This is a genomic window from Desulfovibrio sp. ZJ746, assembly GCF_011039155.1.
Classification (GTDB): Bacteria; Desulfobacterota; Desulfovibrionia; order Desulfovibrionales; family Desulfovibrionaceae; genus Desulfovibrio.
Window position 1 is genome coordinate 1 of the sequence record NZ_JAAKEK010000008.1, and the last position, 15,527, is coordinate 15,527.

Annotated in this window: 16 protein-coding genes; 10 read left to right on the plus strand and 6 right to left on the minus strand. The window is 67.5% G+C overall.

What is annotated here, in order from left to right; translation table 11 throughout:
- Nucleotides 1–304: 304 nt before the first annotated feature.
- Nucleotides 305–1,012 (plus strand): DVU0298 family protein, encoded by a 708-nt coding sequence (locus G7Y54_RS11215; protein ID WP_165079434.1) that lies wholly within the window; start codon nucleotides 305–307, stop codon nucleotides 1,010–1,012.
- An 82-nt stretch (nucleotides 1,013–1,094) separates the two neighbouring features.
- On the opposite strand, the gene G7Y54_RS11220 is transcribed toward G7Y54_RS11215, so the two are convergent.
- The 6 genes from G7Y54_RS11220 to surE form a co-directional block, all read right to left on the minus strand.
- Nucleotides 1,095–1,508: a hypothetical protein gene (locus G7Y54_RS11220; protein WP_165079435.1), complete on the minus strand. Its 414-nt coding sequence runs from the start codon at nucleotides 1,506–1,508 to the stop codon at nucleotides 1,095–1,097.
- 38 nt (nucleotides 1,509–1,546) lie between these two features.
- Nucleotides 1,547–2,764: a glutamate 5-kinase gene (proB, locus tag G7Y54_RS11225; protein WP_165079436.1), complete on the minus strand. Its 1,218-nt coding sequence runs from the start codon at nucleotides 2,762–2,764 to the stop codon at nucleotides 1,547–1,549.
- Nucleotides 2,757–3,908, minus strand: coding sequence for a GTPase ObgE (obgE, locus tag G7Y54_RS11230; RefSeq protein ID WP_165079437.1), 1,152 nt, complete (start codon nucleotides 3,906–3,908; stop codon nucleotides 2,757–2,759). The genes proB and obgE overlap by 8 nt, the downstream gene beginning before the upstream one ends.
- Before the next feature lie 155 nt (nucleotides 3,909–4,063).
- Complete coding sequence (gene rpmA, locus G7Y54_RS11235; RefSeq protein ID WP_165079438.1) at nucleotides 4,064–4,333, minus strand: 50S ribosomal protein L27; 270 nt, start codon at nucleotides 4,331–4,333, stop codon at nucleotides 4,064–4,066.
- A gap of 66 nt (nucleotides 4,334–4,399) precedes the next feature.
- Nucleotides 4,400–4,708, minus strand: coding sequence for a 50S ribosomal protein L21 (rplU, locus tag G7Y54_RS11240; protein ID WP_165079439.1), 309 nt, complete (start codon nucleotides 4,706–4,708; stop codon nucleotides 4,400–4,402).
- 69 nt (nucleotides 4,709–4,777) lie between these two features.
- Nucleotides 4,778–5,542 carry a 5'/3'-nucleotidase SurE gene (surE, locus tag G7Y54_RS11245; RefSeq protein WP_165079440.1) on the minus strand — a complete coding sequence of 255 codons (765 nt, stop codon included), beginning with the start codon at nucleotides 5,540–5,542 and terminating at the stop codon, nucleotides 4,778–4,780.
- Between the two features lie 71 nt (nucleotides 5,543–5,613).
- Between surE and G7Y54_RS11250 the strand changes: the two genes are divergently transcribed.
- The 9 genes from G7Y54_RS11250 to G7Y54_RS11290 all read left to right on the plus strand — a co-directional run bounded on the left by G7Y54_RS11250 (nucleotide 5,614) and on the right by G7Y54_RS11290 (nucleotide 15,494).
- Nucleotides 5,614–6,651 carry an HD domain-containing protein gene (locus G7Y54_RS11250; RefSeq protein ID WP_165079441.1) on the plus strand — a complete coding sequence of 346 codons (1,038 nt, stop codon included), beginning with the start codon at nucleotides 5,614–5,616 and terminating at the stop codon, nucleotides 6,649–6,651.
- The gene (gene tmk, locus G7Y54_RS11255) at nucleotides 6,627–7,280 is read left to right on the plus strand and encodes a dTMP kinase (protein ID WP_165079442.1); all 654 of its coding nucleotides are present in this window, start codon (nucleotides 6,627–6,629) and stop codon (nucleotides 7,278–7,280) included. The genes G7Y54_RS11250 and tmk overlap by 25 nt, the downstream gene beginning before the upstream one ends.
- A 12-nt stretch (nucleotides 7,281–7,292) precedes the next feature.
- Entirely contained in the window at nucleotides 7,293–7,622 is a 330-nt protein-coding gene (locus tag G7Y54_RS11260; protein ID WP_165079443.1) for a hypothetical protein, read from the plus strand.
- Nucleotides 7,615–8,982 (plus strand): histone deacetylase, encoded by a 1,368-nt coding sequence (locus tag G7Y54_RS11265; protein WP_165079444.1) that lies wholly within the window; start codon nucleotides 7,615–7,617, stop codon nucleotides 8,980–8,982. The genes G7Y54_RS11260 and G7Y54_RS11265 overlap by 8 nt, the downstream gene beginning before the upstream one ends.
- 18 nt (nucleotides 8,983–9,000) lie before the next feature.
- A complete protein-coding gene (locus G7Y54_RS11270; RefSeq protein ID WP_165079445.1) occupies nucleotides 9,001–10,209 on the plus strand; it encodes a saccharopine dehydrogenase family protein in 1,209 nt (402 codons plus the stop codon).
- Nucleotides 10,210–10,212: 3 nt separating this feature from the next.
- Nucleotides 10,213–11,478 (plus strand): carboxynorspermidine decarboxylase, encoded by a 1,266-nt coding sequence (gene nspC / locus G7Y54_RS11275; protein WP_165079446.1) that lies wholly within the window; start codon nucleotides 10,213–10,215, stop codon nucleotides 11,476–11,478.
- 163 nt (nucleotides 11,479–11,641) lie between these two features.
- Entirely contained in the window at nucleotides 11,642–13,057 is a 1,416-nt protein-coding gene (gene pyk, locus G7Y54_RS11280; RefSeq protein WP_165079447.1) for a pyruvate kinase, read from the plus strand.
- Nucleotides 13,058–13,060: 3 nt separating this feature from the next.
- Nucleotides 13,061–14,101, plus strand: a complete 1,041-nt coding sequence (locus G7Y54_RS11285; RefSeq protein ID WP_165079448.1) for an HD domain-containing phosphohydrolase — start codon at nucleotides 13,061–13,063, stop codon at nucleotides 14,099–14,101.
- A gap of 37 nt (nucleotides 14,102–14,138) precedes the next feature.
- The gene (locus tag G7Y54_RS11290) at nucleotides 14,139–15,494 is read left to right on the plus strand and encodes a histidine-type phosphatase (RefSeq protein WP_165079449.1); all 1,356 of its coding nucleotides are present in this window, start codon (nucleotides 14,139–14,141) and stop codon (nucleotides 15,492–15,494) included.
- The last annotated feature ends 33 nt before the right edge of the window (nucleotides 15,495–15,527 follow it).

Genomic DNA, 15,527 nt, shown 5'->3' on the forward strand with positions numbered 1-15,527 from the left:
CGCTATTCACTTGTCAATGAACCACCGCCGCCTTTTCGCGGCGCGACGCGTTATATGCGTCCGATTCCCGCCCTTGTCAAGGGGCCTTGCGAAAATTTTTTCACTTGCCCCGGTTCTCGGCGCGGAGTGCTAAAATAGGTTCGCACACCCTCCCTGTCAAGGGAATTTTTCAAGCTTTTTTCAACGACCCGCAAATCGGCGGCTGGCGGGAGCTTGTGGGCCTGTGAGGCACGCGGGCGGTATCCCGGCTTGCAGCCGGGGCCGAAAAAGGACTATCCTTCAGGAAACGCCACAGGAGGCCCCCATGCCCAAAATGCGCAGCTCCAAGCAGCAGCTCAAACGCATCCTTCAGGAGCCGGACTGGCAGGCGCACCTTGAGGAAATCGCCGCGGGCGGCATGACCAGCGTGGGACCGCTCTTTTCCTTCCTGTTGCTCGGGCCGCTCACCATGCACCGCGCGGCCGTGGCCCTGGGCGCCACGGTGGCTGAGCTAGCCCGCACCGAGCCCGAAACGGCGCGCAATGTCATCCGGCGCTTCATGTGGCACATGAACGAGGACTCCGGCAATATCGGCTGGGGCATCCCCGACGCCTTCGCGGAGTGCCTCGCCGCCAGCGAGCCGCTTGCCGAGACCTATCACCGCATCCTCATCTCCTATATCATGGATCTGGGGCACGCCGACAATTATTGCGACAATGACATCCTCCGCCGCTCCTGCTACTGGGCGGTGGGGCGCCTTGCCGAGGCGCGCCCTGAAATGTGCGCCGGGGCGCGGCCGTGGCTCGTCAAGGGACTTGCCGATGTGGACAGCATCTGCCGGGGCATGGCGGCATGGGCGCTCTCAAAGCTGCCGCAGGACATGATGGACGCCCCGGCCCTGCGCCGGCTCGCCGAAGCGGGCGATGAGGATGTCTGCGAAATCTACGAGGCCGACAGAATCCGCGAGGCGCGCGTGAGCGAGCTTGCCCGCGCGGCGCTGGCGCGCGACGAGGTGAATAGGATTTGTAACTAAGAAAGCAACAATAAAAAAGGGCTATCCTCACTACGATAGCCCTTTTTTATTCTATTATTTTCTCATTTTCTAAACCTCATAATTAGCCCCATTGCCATTTCTTTTTTTCATCTACCTTGCCTCCAAGGTATTTTTCGTGAAGACGGATAAATTCACGCAGCCTCTTGCTGCTATCAAGACCCGACCAAGCTTGTATAGGATTTCCCTTTAGGATTTGTTCCTCTCGAACACCCCTACCACGTGTCTTTTCTAACGCATCATAAAGAGTTGAAAAACCCATTCCAGAACGTAAAATACTTTTTACTTGTTTAAGAAACATATAGCGTATTATACTTGGTTGTTCATATACCTTATATGCTGAACCTATATCAGTATAGTTCCATGTATTTATTATATTGACAACATAAGAAACCTTATTTTGATTGGTAATGTCTATACCCAAGACTTCACCATCAGCGGGTGAAAATATAGGTGAATAAATTTCTTTTTGACTCATTGGATTGGATCTCCCTCTGATTAAATAATTGGAAATTCTCAGACTGCGGCATCCAGCAGAAGGTTGTCGCGGTGGATCACGTCGGGGTAGTGCGCGTCGCCGAGGATGGCCGCCACTTCGTGCCGCTTGAGGCCCATGATCTTGCGCAGGTCGGCCGCGCTGTAGTTGGTGAGGCCCACGCCGAGCGGGCGGCCCGCATGCTCCACGCGCACGAGCGCTCCCTTCTGGAAGCTGCCGGAAACCTCGCGCACGCCCCCGGGCAGGAGGCTGCCGCCCTCGCGCATGAGGGCCGCGGCCGCGCCGGCATCCACCGTGACGCTGCCCGCCGGGTCGGACTGGTAGGCCAGCCAGAACTTGCGCCGCGGGATGGCGTGGCGCGCCGGGTCCACCCAGGTTCCCGCCGGGGCTTCCGCTCCTTCTTCACCACCAAGGCCGAAAGCCCGCGTCAGGGCGCCCGGCTCGCGCCCGCGCAGGATGAGCGTGGGCACGCCGAGCTGCGCGGCCCGGCGCGCGGCCATGAGCTTGGAGCGCATGCCGCCGGTGCCCACGGCCGTCTTGGCCCCGCAGAGGCGCCCGAGGTCGAGGCGCGCCACATCCTCGATGCGGGCGAGCACCGGCGCCCCGGGGTCGGCATGCGGGTCGCGCGCGCAGACGCCTCGCGCGGAAGTGAGGTTGATGAACAGGTCCGCGCCCACGAGGTTCACAAGCAGGCTGGCGAGGCAGTCATTGTCGCCGAACTTGAGCTCGGCGACCGAGACGGTGTCGTTTTCATTGACGATGGGCAGCACGCCCCAGCGCAAAAGCTCGGCGAAGGTGTTGCGGGCGTTGAGGAAGCGGCTGCGGGAGCGCAAATCGTCCCGCGTGAGCAGCACCTGCGCGGTGGCGACACCGTGCGGCCGGAAGGCCCTGTCCCAGGCGCGCATGAGCAGCCCCTGCCCCACGGCGGCGGCCGCCTGGCGCACCGCGAGGTCGCGGCCCCGGGCGTCGATGCCCTGGCTTGCAAGGGCCGCGCGCCCGGCGGCCACGGCGCCCGAGGAGACGAGGACGATGCGGCGGCCGCCGGCATCACCCGCGCCGGGCGCCCGCAAGGCCGCCATCTGGCCGGCGAGGGAATCCAGCACTTCAAGGGCCAGCCCGTCCGCGTCCGTGAGGACGGCGCTCCCCACCTTGATGACGATGCAGCGCGCCCGGCCGAGCAGCCGGCGCCGCTCCCCGGCCCAGTCCGCGTCCACGCTGGCCGCGGCCTCGTCATTCATTGGTGTACTCGACCTCGATCTCGGGAAATTCCTCGTCCTCGGCCGGCGGCTCGGTGTGGAAATGCACCAGCGGCTCGTGGCGCGCCAGCTCGTCCTTGAGGCGCCAGAGCTCCTCCACCAGCGGCTCGAGGCCGATGCGCTCCTTGGCGGAGATGAAGTAGATGCGGCGCTCGTCCTTGGCGGCGCGGGCCATGAGGGCCTGCAGGCGCTCCTCGGAGACGAGGTCGATCTTGTTGATGACCTCGATCTGCCGTCGCTCGGCGAGCTCGGGGTCAAAACGGCGCAGTTCCTCATTGACGAGCTCGAAGCCGGCCCAGGGGTCGGCATCATCCACGTCCTCGATGCTCAGCATGTGCACGAGGAAGCGCGTGCGCTCCACATGCCTGAGGAAGCGGTGCCCGAGGCCCAGGCCCGCGTGCGCGCCCTCGATGAGGCCGGGGATGTCGGCGATGATCATGCGCTTTTCCGGGTCCACCTCGTCGATCATCACGCCGAGGTTGGGCGTGATGGTGGTGAAGGGATAGTCGGCGATTTTCGGGCGCGCGGCCGAGACCCGGGAAATGAAGGTGGACTTGCCGGCATTGGGGAGCCCGATGAGGCCCACGTCCGCCAGGATCTTGAGCTCGAGGCGCAGGGTCACTTCCTCGCCGGGCTCGCCGGGCTGGGCGAAGCGCGGCGCGCGCATGGTGGCCGACTTGAAGTGCTCGTTGCCCTTGCCGCCGCGGCCGCCCCGCGCCACGAGCACGAGGCTTTCGGGCTCGCTCAGGTCCGCGAGGAGGCGTTCGCCGCCGTCCTCGGCGATCGCTTCGTCCGCCTCCACGTCGGGGGCGTCGCCACGGCGCACGCTCTCGGCGAAGACGAGCGTGCCCACGGGCAGCCCGAGCACGAGATCCGCGCCCTTCTTGCCGTCGCACTGGCCGCCGCGGCCGGGCTGCCCGTTCTGCGCCTCATAGACGCGCTTGAGCCGGAAATCGTAGAGGGAGAGCAGGCGGCTGTCCGCCCGGAGATAGACCGAACCGCCGTTGCCGCCGTCGCCGCCGTCCGGGCCGCCCTTGGGCACGAATTTCTCGCGCCGGAAGGACATGCAGCCCCTGCCGCCCTTGCCCGCCTTGACGAGGATCCTCGCTTCATCCACAAAACGCATGGCATGCCTCGCAGAGGGGACGCCCGCGGCACCGTGCCGAGGGCAAGCCCCGAATGTCGCCTCACTATGCCCGCAAACACGCGAAAAGGGAAGGCCCGCCCTTGGGCGGCGCCTTCCCCGAAAACCCGGTATCTGCCTTGCGGCTTTTGGTGCAGCTAGGCCGCGGCCTCGTCCACATGCACCCGCGTGTGGACGCGGCGCTTGCGGGTGAACTTTTCAAAGCGCACCACGCCGTCCACCTTGGCGAACAGCGTATAGTCGCGCCCCATGCCCACATTGAGGCCGGGATAGACGACCGTGCCCAGCTGACGAACGATGATGTTGCCGGCAAGCACAGGCTGGCCGCCATAGCGCTTGATGCCCCGACGCTGCCCCGGACTGTCGCGGCCGTTGCGTGACGAACCGCCCGCTTTCTTGTGAGCCATGATGCCTCCCCGGCCGCTTCACCGGCACGGCGCCCGCCTCGGCGGCTGGCGCGCCGGAACGACGGCCTAGCTGTTGATGCTTTTGATGCGAAGGGCGGTGCAATCCTGCCGGTGGCCGTGCAGGGACTTGGAATCCTTGCGGCGGCGGCGCTTGAACACCAGCACCTTGGGGCCGCGGCCCTGGGCCACCACTTCGGCCTTGACGGAGGCGCCCTCAAGGTAGGGCGTGCCCACCTTGCAGCCGTCGCCGCCAATGAGCAGGACCTTGTCCAGAACGACCTCGGCGCCCGGTTCCACGGCGAGCTTTTCCACGAGGATGCGGGTGCCTTCCTCGACCTGATACTGCTTTCCGCCGGTTTCGACAATCGCGTACATCTCAAACCTCCAAAAAGAGAAAGGCATACTTGCCCCAAGCGGCGGGAAATGTCAAGCGCCCGGGCCGCGTCAGCTCCGCGGGGCGGCCACGAGGCCGGCCAGCGCCTCGAGGGCCGCGTCGTCCGTATATTCAAAGCGCAGCGGCGTCAGCGTGACATGCCCCTCGGCGAGCAGCGCCTTGTCCGTGCCCGGGCGCACGGTCTCCGGGGGCACATCGCCGGTGAGCCACCAGTAGGGCTCGCCGCGCGGGTCTTCGCGGCGGTCGTAGATATTGCGCCACACGGCGTCGGACTGCGGGCAGACGCGCACTTCCCCTTCAGGGAGCCCGCCCGCGGGATAGTTGAGGTTGAGGACGCGCCGCGCGGGAATCTTCTCCCAGTCGATGCGCTCGGCGAGCGCGACCGCGTGGCGCGCATGGGCCGTCAAATCCTGCCCCCCCGAGTGGTCGGCGTGGGAGATGGCCATGCTGGCGACGCCGTCGTGCGCGCCCTCGGCCGCGGCGCCCACCGTGCCGGAATAAAAGATGTCCGGCCCCACATTGGGGCCGAGATTGATGCCCGCCATGACGAGATCGGGCCGGCGCGGCGAGAGCGCGCCCAGGCCCAGCTTGACGCAGTCCGTGGGCGTCCCGTGGACGCCGATGCCGGAAAAGCCCGGCTCGTCAATCCGGCGCGTGCGCAAGGGCTCGAACACGGTGAGCGAGTGGCCCACGCCGGACTGCTGCCGCAGAGGCGCCACGGCCGTGACCGTGTGGCCGGCCTCCGTGAGGGCGGCGTAAAGGGCGCGCAGCCCCGGCGCCAGGATGCCGTCGTCATTGGTCAGGAGAACGTGCATTTGACAATACCTCGGAAAGAAGGGAATCTCGGGCAAGGGCGCCCACGCGCGGTCGGGCGGAGACTATCTATATGGAAAAAGGCGATTTCGTCAAAGACATTGTGCCCAACGCCGAGGCCTCCGGCATCTTCGCCGTTGCCGAGGCGAGCCTTGCGCAGTCGCGCAACGGCCCCTACTGGCGCCTGGTGCTGGCCGACGCGAGCGGCAGCATCGAGGCCAAGATCTGGAGCCCGCTCAGCGGCGAATTCAGCGAGATAGCGCCCGGCACCCTCGCCGAGGTGGAGGGGCGGGCCTCGCTCTTCCGCTCGGCCGTGCAGCTCGCCGTGGAAAAATTCCGCCCGCTCGACGCCACCGAAGCCCCCCGCGTGGACCAGACGGCCTTTCTGCCGGCGAGCCCCTATCCGCTGGACGCCATGTTCGACGAGCTCATGGCGCTCTGCCGCGAGGAGTTCACGCACAAGCCCTGGCGCAAGCTCGTTTTCGCGGTGCTTGAAGATGCGGAGCTCGCGCCGCTTTTCCGCCTCTCGCCGGCGGCCAAGAGCGTCCACCACGCCTATGCCGGCGGCCTCCTGGAACACACGCTCGGCGTGTTCAAGGCCTGCCGCCGCATGGCCGAGCAATACCCCGAGCTCGACCGCCAGGCCCTGCTGGCCGGGGCGCTGTTCCACGATTTTGGCAAGATCCGCGAATTTTCGGGCGGTTTCTCCAACGACTATACCACCGAGGGGCGCCTGCTCGGGCACCTCATGCTCGGCGTGGAGCTGCTGGCGCCCTTCCTCGCGCGCTCGGGCCTTGAGCCGGGCCTCCAGGAGCACTTGCGGCACCTCATCCTGAGCCACCATGGCGAGCTGGAATTCGGCGCCGTGCGCCAGCCGCACACCCCGGAGGCCCTGGCCCTCCATTATGCGGACAATCTCGACGCCAAGCTCGCCCAGTGCCGCGGGCTCTTCGCGGCGCTGGACGGCGAGGGCCCTGGCTGGACGCCGTGGCAGGCCACCCTGGGGCGCCCCATGTACCGCCCGCCGCGCACGCCCGCGGCCCGGCCGCCAGCTCCCAAGGGGCGCAAAAACGCCAGGAGGGAAGAATGTTTGTCACTTTTGAAGGCATAGAAGGCTCGGGCAAGTCCACGGCCCTGCGCCTCCTCGCCGCCTATTTGCAGGAGCGCGGGCACGACCCGGTGCTCACGCGCGAGCCGGGCGGCAGCACCCTTGGCCGCAGCCTGCGCCCCATCCTGCTGGACGCGCGCACGCGCGGCCTCTCCAGCCGGGCGGAGCTGCACCTCTTTCTCGCCGACCGCGCCCAGCATGTGTCCGAGATTATCCGGCCCGCGCTGGAGGCCGGCCAGACCGTGCTCTGCGACCGTTTTTCGGATTCCACCCTCGCCTACCAGGGCTATGGCCGCGGCCATGATGTGGAGCGGCTGCGCCGCATCAACGCCCAGGCCACCGGGGGCCTTGCGCCCGACCTCACCCTGCTCCTCGACCTTAGCGTGGCCGAGGGGCTGGAGCGCGCGGGCGAGCGCAACCGCGCCGAGGGCACCGTGCTCTCGGAGGGGCGCTTCGATTCCGAAAGCCTGGACTTTCACGAGCGCGTGCGCGAGGGCTATCTCGCCCTGGCCGCCGCCGAGCCCGGGCGCATCGCCGTCATCGACGCCACGCAGGCGCCCGAGGACGTGCTGCTCCAGTGCCTTTCCGCGCTGGAGGAGCGGCTGCACCACCGCGGCACCGGCATTGCCTGACAAGGAGCTTCCATGGCCAAGACCCCACCAGAACTCTACAGCCTCGAGGCCGACGGCGGGCGCCTGCGCTTCACGCCGCTTTCGCCGGGCACGGCCTTGCCCTCGCCGCTCGCCGTGGTGCACCGCATGGGCGACCCGGCCCTCATCCAGTGCGCGGTGCTCCGGCGCGAGAACGCCCCCGGCGGCGTCTTCCGGCTGGAGGACGCGAACGGCCCGCTGCTCGCGGCCATTGCGCCGGACAATCTCACCTTTGCGCTCGGCATGGGCTTTTTCGGCGAGCTCACGGCCAACGCCCGCTACGGCGTGGACGTGTTCGAGAACATGGAAGAGCCCGATGATTGAGCCGCTCACGGCCAGCCGCACGCTCGGCGTGGTCTTCTTCCCCGCGTTCGACTGGGCCATCTCGCCCACGCATCCCGAGCGGGAGGAGCGCCTGCTCTACACGCGCGACCAGCTCCAGGAGGAAGGCCTCTTCGACATCCCGGGCATCAGCGAGCACCGGCCGGTCTTCGCGAGCCACGCGCAGCTCGAGCGCGCGCACTTCTGCCTGCCCTCGGCCGGCGCCGTGAGCACGGAATCGCACCTCGCCGCGGCCGGGGGCGCCATCACGGCGGCGCGCCTCGTCATGGAGCACAGGACAGACCGGGCCTTCGCGCTGGTGCGGCCCCCCGGGCACCACGCCATGCGCGTGGTCCACGGCAACCGCGGCTTCTGCAACATCAACAATGAAGCCGTCATGGTGGAGTATATCCGCGACCATTATCCGCACCCCGAGGGCCGCCCCCTGCGCGTGGCCATCGTGGATACGGACGTGCACCACGGCGACGGCAGTCAGGACATCTTCTGGAACGACCCCCACACCCTCTTCATCTCGCTGCACCAGGACGGCCGCACGCTCTACCCGGGCACGGGCTTCCTCGGCGAGGACGGCGGCCCGGGCGCGCGCGGGCGCACCATCAACATCCCGCTCCCGCCTGAGACCTCGGACGAGGGCTATCTCTACGCCATGCGCAACGCCGTCCTCCCCATGCTGGAGGATTTCAGGCCGGACATCATCATCAATTCCGCCGGGCAGGACAACCATTTCACCGACCCGCTCGCCAACATGCGCCTTTCGGCCCAGGGCTATGCGGCGCTGACAACGGCCCTGAACCCGGACATCGCCGTGCTGGAGGGCGGCTACGCCATTCGCGGGGCGCTGCCGTATGTGAACCTCGGCATCTGCCTCGCTCTGGCGGGCATCCCGGCGGCGGGCGAGATCCGCGAGCCCGGCTGGACGCCGGGGGCCATCCGCCAGAGGCCGCGGGTGGCCGAATATATCGCGCGCCTCTGCGAGGAGGTGCTGGACCGCTATTTCCGGCCGCCGGCGCGCCCGGCCGAGGGCAAGGAAGATAAAGGCTGGTGGGCGCGGCCCCGGCGCATCTTTTATGACACAGACATGCTGAGCGAGCGCCAGAACGAAAGCTGGCGCCTGTGCGGCGACTGCTCGGGACTCGGGCGCATCGAGACGGCATCGGAGCGCGTGCCGCGCTCCCTCTGCCTGCTCGTGCCGCGCCATGCCTGCCCGGCCTGCCGGGCCGAGGGCAAGCGCCTGGCCGAAGAAGCGCGCAAGAGCGGGCGCTACGCCCATGTGCGCCTGCTGGACGGCGACGCCGCGGACACGACGGCAGAGAAGGCGCCCGAACACATCCTTAACAACTAGCGAACCAGCGAGGCATACATGACGGACATCCTCATCATCGGCGCGGGCGGCGTGGGCAGCGTGGTGGCCCACAAGTGCGCGCAGGCCAAGCGCGAGACCGGCGTTTTCGGCAAGATCACGCTGGCGAGCCGCACACTCTCCCGCTGCGAGGCCGTGGCCGCCAGCGTGCGCGAGCGCCTTGGCGTGGACATCGCCACCGCGCAGGTCGATGCGGACGATGTGCCCGCGCTCTGCGCGCTCATGCGCGAGGTAAAGCCGGCCATCGTGTGCAATATCGCGCTCCCGTACCAGGACCTGCACATCATGGACGCCTGCCTCGAGTGCGGGGCGCACTATCTCGACACCGCCAATTACGAGCCGCCGGACACCGCGCGCTTCGAGTACAAGTGGCAGTGGGCCTACCGCGACCGCTTCCGCGAGGCCGGCCTCACCGCCCTGCTCGGCTCCGGCTTCGACCCCGGCGTGACCAATGTGTTCGCCGCCTGGGCGCTCAAGCACGAGCTCGACGAAGTGCATGTGCTCGACATCATCGACTGCAATGCCGGCAGCCACGGCCAGGCCTTCGCCACCAACTTCAACCCCGAGATCAACATCCGCGAGGTCACGGCGCGCGGGCGCTACTGGGAGCACGGGGAATGGGCGGAGACCGACCCGCTCTCCTGGTCCATGGACTACGACTTCCCGGACGGCATCGGCAAAAAGAAGTGCTACCTCATGTACCATGAGGAGCTGGAATCGCTGGTGCGCCACCTGCGCGGCATCCGCCGGGCGCGCTTCTGGATGACTTTTTCCGAAAGCTACCTCAACCACCTCGAGGTGCTCGGCAATGTGGGCATGACCCGCATCGACCCGGTGCGCTTCCACGGGCAGGACATCGTGCCCATCCAGTTCCTGGCGGCGCTTTTGCCCGACCCGGCCTCTCTGGGGCCGCTCACCACGGGGCGCACCTGCATCGGCGATGTCTTGCGCGGCGTGAAGAACGGCCAGCCGCGCGCGGTCTATGTGTACAATATCTGCGACCACGGCGCCTGCTACCGCGAGGTGGGCTCGCAGGCCATTTCCTACACCACGGGCGTGCCGGCCATGATCGGCACCAAGCTCATCGCCGAAGGCCTGTGGCGCCGCCCCGGCGTGTGGAACATGGAGGAATTCGACCCCGACCCCTTCATGGCGGACCTCAACCGCTTCGGCCTGCCCTGGAACTGCGTGGAAGTTCCCGCGGACTGACCCATGCGCGGGGACTGCCTCGACCTTTTGCTGGCGCAGGATTCGCCCGCGCCCTCGCCCTGCTTCGTGCTCGACGAGTGCCGGCTTGCCGAAAACGCCGCCATCCTCGACGGCGTGCAAAAGGCCACAGGCGCGAAGATCCTGCTGGCGCTCAAGGGCTTTGCGGCCTGGGCGACCTTTCCCCTGCTCTCGCGCGCGGGCCGGGGGCCGCTGTGGGGCGTGTGCGCGAGCTCGGTGGACGAGGCGCGCCTCGGCCGGGAGGACTTCGGCGGCGAGGTGCACGCCTTCGCGGCCGCGTGGAGCGAGGAGGAATTCCGCGAGCTGCTCACCCTCTGCGACCATATCGTGTTCAATTCCCTCGCCCAGTGGCGGCGCTTCCGGCCTTTGGCCGAGGCCGCACGCGCTGCCGGGAAAAGCCGCGAGGTGAGCTTTGGCCTGCGCCTGAACCCGGAGCATTCCGAGGGCGCCGTGCCCATTTACGACCCCTGCGCGCCAGGCTCGCGCCTGGGCATCCGGCCGGCGCAGCTTGCGGCCGGGGCCGCGCCGGGCGAGCTCGAGGGCATTTCCGGGCTCCACTTCCACACCCTCTGCGAGCAGGGGGCCGACGCGCTTGCGCGTACCCTGGATGCTGTGGAGGAAAAGTTCGCGCCCTGGATAAGCGCGCTCCCCCAGGAAGGGCGCTGGCTCAATTTCGGCGGCGGCCACCACATCACGAAGCCCGGCTACGACCGCGCCCTGCTCTGCCGGCTCATCGGGCGCTGGCGCGACCGATACGGCGCGCAGGTCTATCTCGAGCCCGGCGAGGCCGTGGCCCTCGATGCGGGCTGGCTCACGGCCACGGTGCTCGACGTGGTTGAAGCCGACATGCCCGTGGCCGTGCTGGACGTTTCCGCCGCGTGCCACATGCCGGACGTGCTCGAGATGCCCTACCGCCCCGGGGTGTATTACAGCGCTCCCGACGGCGCCCCCCGCAGGGCGGCCGAAGCCGGGGCGGACGCGTGGACCTGCCGGCTCGCGGGCAAGTCCTGCCTCGCCGGGGATGTCATCGGGGAGTACGCCTTTGCCGCGCCGCTCACGGTGGGGCGGCGCCTCGTCTTCGCGGACATGGCCATCTACAGCATGGTGAAGACCACCACCTTCAACGGCCTGAGGCTCCCCTCCATCGCGATCTGCCGCTGTGCGGACGCCGACCCGCAGGCTCCCGCGGGCGAGCGCTTCCGCATCCTGCGCCGCTTCGGCTACGAGGACTTCCGCGGGCGCCTCTCCTGAAGCCGCCCCGCGAGCCCGGGGGCTCTCCCTCACGGATTCCCGCGCGTCACGCCCCGCGCCTTGACATCAGCGGGAAAAATTCGGATGATTTTGCACCTCTTTCAACCGTGTGCATATCGGAAACCACTGCCGCACCAATGCCGTGAGGCCGGAGGAGAATACCATGAGAACCAAGATCGTCGCCACTATCGGGCCCGCCTCCAACACCAAGGAAAAGCTCAAGGCCCTGGCCGGGGCGGGCGTCAGCGTCTTCCGCCTCAATTTCTCGCACGGCAGCGCCTCGGATTTCATCAAGATCATCAACTATATCCGTGAGGTGGAGGCCGAACTCCACCGGCCCATCACCATCATGCAGGATCTCTCCGGCCCCAAGATCCGCCTCGGCGTGGTGCCGGAAAAATCCATCCAGGTCACCAAGGGCATGAAGCTTTTGCTCGGCCCGAGCGACAAGCGCGTGGAGGAGCTCGCCTACCTTCCCTTCGACCATGAGGTCATCCTCGAGAGCCTCGAGCCCGGCGACCGCATGGTGCTCGCCGACGGCGGCCTCCAGTTCGTGGTGAAGGAACGCCGCGACGACGGCCTCGTGCTGCTCGTGGCCGGCAACGACGGCATCGTGACCTCGCGCAAGGGCCTCGCGCTGCCCGGCAAGGCCACCAAGGTGCGGGCCCTCACCGAAAAGGACAAGAAGGACCTCGAGGACGGCCTGGCCCTCGGCGTGGACGCGGTCGCCATCTCATATGTGCAGACCGCCGACGACGTGCGCGAGGCCAAGGAGCTCATTGCCAAGTCCGGCCGGCGCGTGCCGGTGGTGGTCAAGCTGGAGCGCCAGAGCGCGGTGGACAACCTCGACGCCATCCTCGCCGAGACGGACATCGTCATGGTGGCCCGCGGCGACCTTGGCGTGGAGTGCCCGCTGCCGCTTTTGCCGGCCCTGCAGAAGCGCATTATCAGCGCCTGCAACCAGGCCTCCAAGCCGGTCATCGTGGCCACGCAGATGCTGCTCTCCATGGTCAACAACCCCGTCCCCACCCGCGCCGAGACCACGGACGTGGCCAATGCCGTGCTCGACGGCGCCGATTGCGTCATGATGAGCGAAGAGACGGCCATGGGCAATTTCCCGGTGGAGACCGTGCAGTTCATGCGCATGATCACCACCGAGGCCGAAAAGCTCCTGCTCGACCACCGCAAGCTGGAAGAGCCGGAGAGCGACAAGGGCATCCCGGAATTTCTCGCCTATTCCGCCTGCCTGCTCGCCGACAAGGCGGACGCCAAGGCCATCGTGTCGCACAGCGTTTCCGGCGGCTCGGCGCGGCAGGTTTCCGCCCGGCGCCCCCCGCAGGCCATCTACGCGCTCACGCCCGACCCCTCGACCATCAAGGCGCTCAACTTCGCCTGGGGCGTCACCCCCGTCTTTGTGGACAAGGACCACATCGGCCAGACACACCTCGAGCGCGCGGAAGAATTCATCAATAACAGCAAGGACTTCAAGGTCAACGACTGCGCGGTCATCACCGCCGGCCAGATCAAGGACTCGGCCACGCCGCGCGGCACCAACCTGGTCAAGATCTACTGGAAGTAGCGCATGGCAGAAAAAAAAGCCTCCGGCGCCGTTCCCGCGAACATCAACGAAGAGTACTACCAGATCAGCCCGGAGATTCTGGGGAGCTTCCCCAAGTACCGGCCGCCGGTGGACCTCTTCGTGTTCCGCGAGGATATTGCCGTGCTTGCGCCCTATTCGCGCAAGGGGACGCGCCTCACCAACGAGCAGGTGGAGGAGCTCGCGCAGCTCTGCGCCGAGGGCAACGTCTTCGTCTCGCGCTCGGACCACCCCATCTATTCGCGGCACATCGTGCGCCAGCTCGACCTCGTGCTCCAGGACCACAACCTGAAGGAGGCCGAGATCGCCAATATCTGCGTGCACGCGCTCTACCTGCGCTATGCGGAGTTCTACGCGCAGCCCGTGAAGGCGCTTTTCGACCCGCTTTACCGCGACGTGCAGGTGGTCACGGAATACCTCGCGCAGGACCCCAAGCGCATCAACGCCTTCATGCGCCGCCTGTTCCGCAGGCATGACCCGGCGAAGCACGCGGTCAACAGCATGATCGTGGGGCTGTGGCTCTGGCTCCAGAACCCGGGCGACCACGATCGCAAGGAGCTCGACCGCATGGCGCTGGCCCTGCTCGTGCACGACATCGGCATGAGCAAGGTGCCCCCCTTCCTGCTCGACAAGAAGGGCGCGCTCAAGCCCGAAGAGCGTGAAAAGGTCTGGCAGCACTCGCTGCTCGGCGTGAAAATCATGCAGAAGATGGAGATGGTGTATGACGCCCTGCTCCGCATCTGCTTCGAGCATCACGAGCGCCTGGACGGCTCCGGCTATCCGCAGCGCATCAAGGCCGGCCAGGTGCCGGCCGCGGCGGCGCTGGCCGCCGTGGCGGACTCGTTCTCGGCCATGATCACCGAGCGCAGCTACGCGCCCGCCAAGGAACCCATGGACGCGGCGCGCGAGCTCGCGGAAGACCAGCGGTACGACAGCGGCGTGGCGCGCACCCTCCTCGCCGGCTATGCCCGAAATACTTTCGGCACCCCGCAGGACATGGACGCCTTTGTGGAACAGAAGGACTGAAACCCCCGCGCCGGAGAAAGCCCCCACGGAGGCCCGCATGCGCTCCCTGCTCCTCACGCTCGTATTTCTGGCCTGCCTCGGCCTGCTCCTGCCGGCCGGCTCGCAAGCCCCGGCGCATGCGGCAGCCGATGACGGCGGGCGCCTTGTAAAGGCCGTGGTGCTCTCGCGCCACGGCGTGCGCGCCCCCACCCAGAAGCACAAAATCCTCGAGTCGTGGAGCGAGCGCGTGTGGCCGGTGTGGCCGGTGAAACGCGGCGACCTCACCCCGCGCGGCGGTGAGCTCGTCACGGCCATGTGGGGCAATCTCGGGGCGGCCTTCCGCAAGGAGGGCGTCCTGCCGGCCAACCTGTGCCAGCGCCCGGCGGATGTCTATGTGCGCGCCGACACGGACGAACGCACCCGCGCCACGGCCCGCGCGCTCCTGAACGCGCTCGCGCCGGACTGCCGCCTCGGCTTCGCTGTCACGTCCGACCCCATCGACCCGCTCTTCCATCCCGTCAAGGCCGGGCTCTACACCTTTGACCCCATCGGCGCCGCCACGGACATCCTGACCATGACCAATGGCGGCCTCGGCCAGCTCCAGGACGACCTCGCCACGCCGCTCGCGCTGGTGGGGCGCATTTCCGCGCCGGTCTCGGCCGAATTGTGCTCCCATTTCGGGCTCCCGCAGGAGTGCGCCCTCTCCGACATCCCCAATGCCGTGAGCGTCGCTCCCGACGGGCGCAGCGTGAACCTCACCGGCAGCCTCGCCATCGCGTCGAGCCTCGCCGAGATCTTCCTGCTCGAATACGGCGAATGGCCCGGCGTGGCCGCCGGCTGGGGGCAGGTCACGGCGCCCACCCTGCGGCAGGTGCTTCCCGTCCACGCAAAGGTCTTCGACGTGGTCAACAGGGCGCCGCTGGTGGCCTGGGCCCGTGGCTCCTCCCTGCTGGTGGAGATGGGCGCGGCCCTGCTTGGCACCCACTATGACGAGCGCTGCAACAAGGCCGCGCTGGCGGTCTTCGTGGGGCATGACACCAATATCGCCAATTTGGGCGCGCTGCTTGGCGTCAACTGGCAGCTTGAGGGCTATCCCGTGAACGGCATCCCGCCGGCGTCCGCGCTCATGCTGGAGCTGTGGGAGAAAAACGGCGCCCGCGAAGTGCGCGTGACCTTTTTCGCCCAGCCCATGGCCGCCCTGCATGCGCCCTTCCCCTCGGAGGGCCCGCTCAGCCCCGCGGGCCTGCGCGAGCACGCGCCCGCGATGGCTCATGTGACGGCGCCGCCCATAGTGGGCGAAGCGCGCTTCTCCCTTGAGGAATTCCGCGACCGCATCGCCGAGGCCACGGCAGGCGCCCCGCTGGCGCCGCCGCAGGTGCCCCCGCTGGATTTCGCCCGCGAGGTGGCGAAATAGGCCGCTTTCCCATCTACACCCATGTTCCGGGCA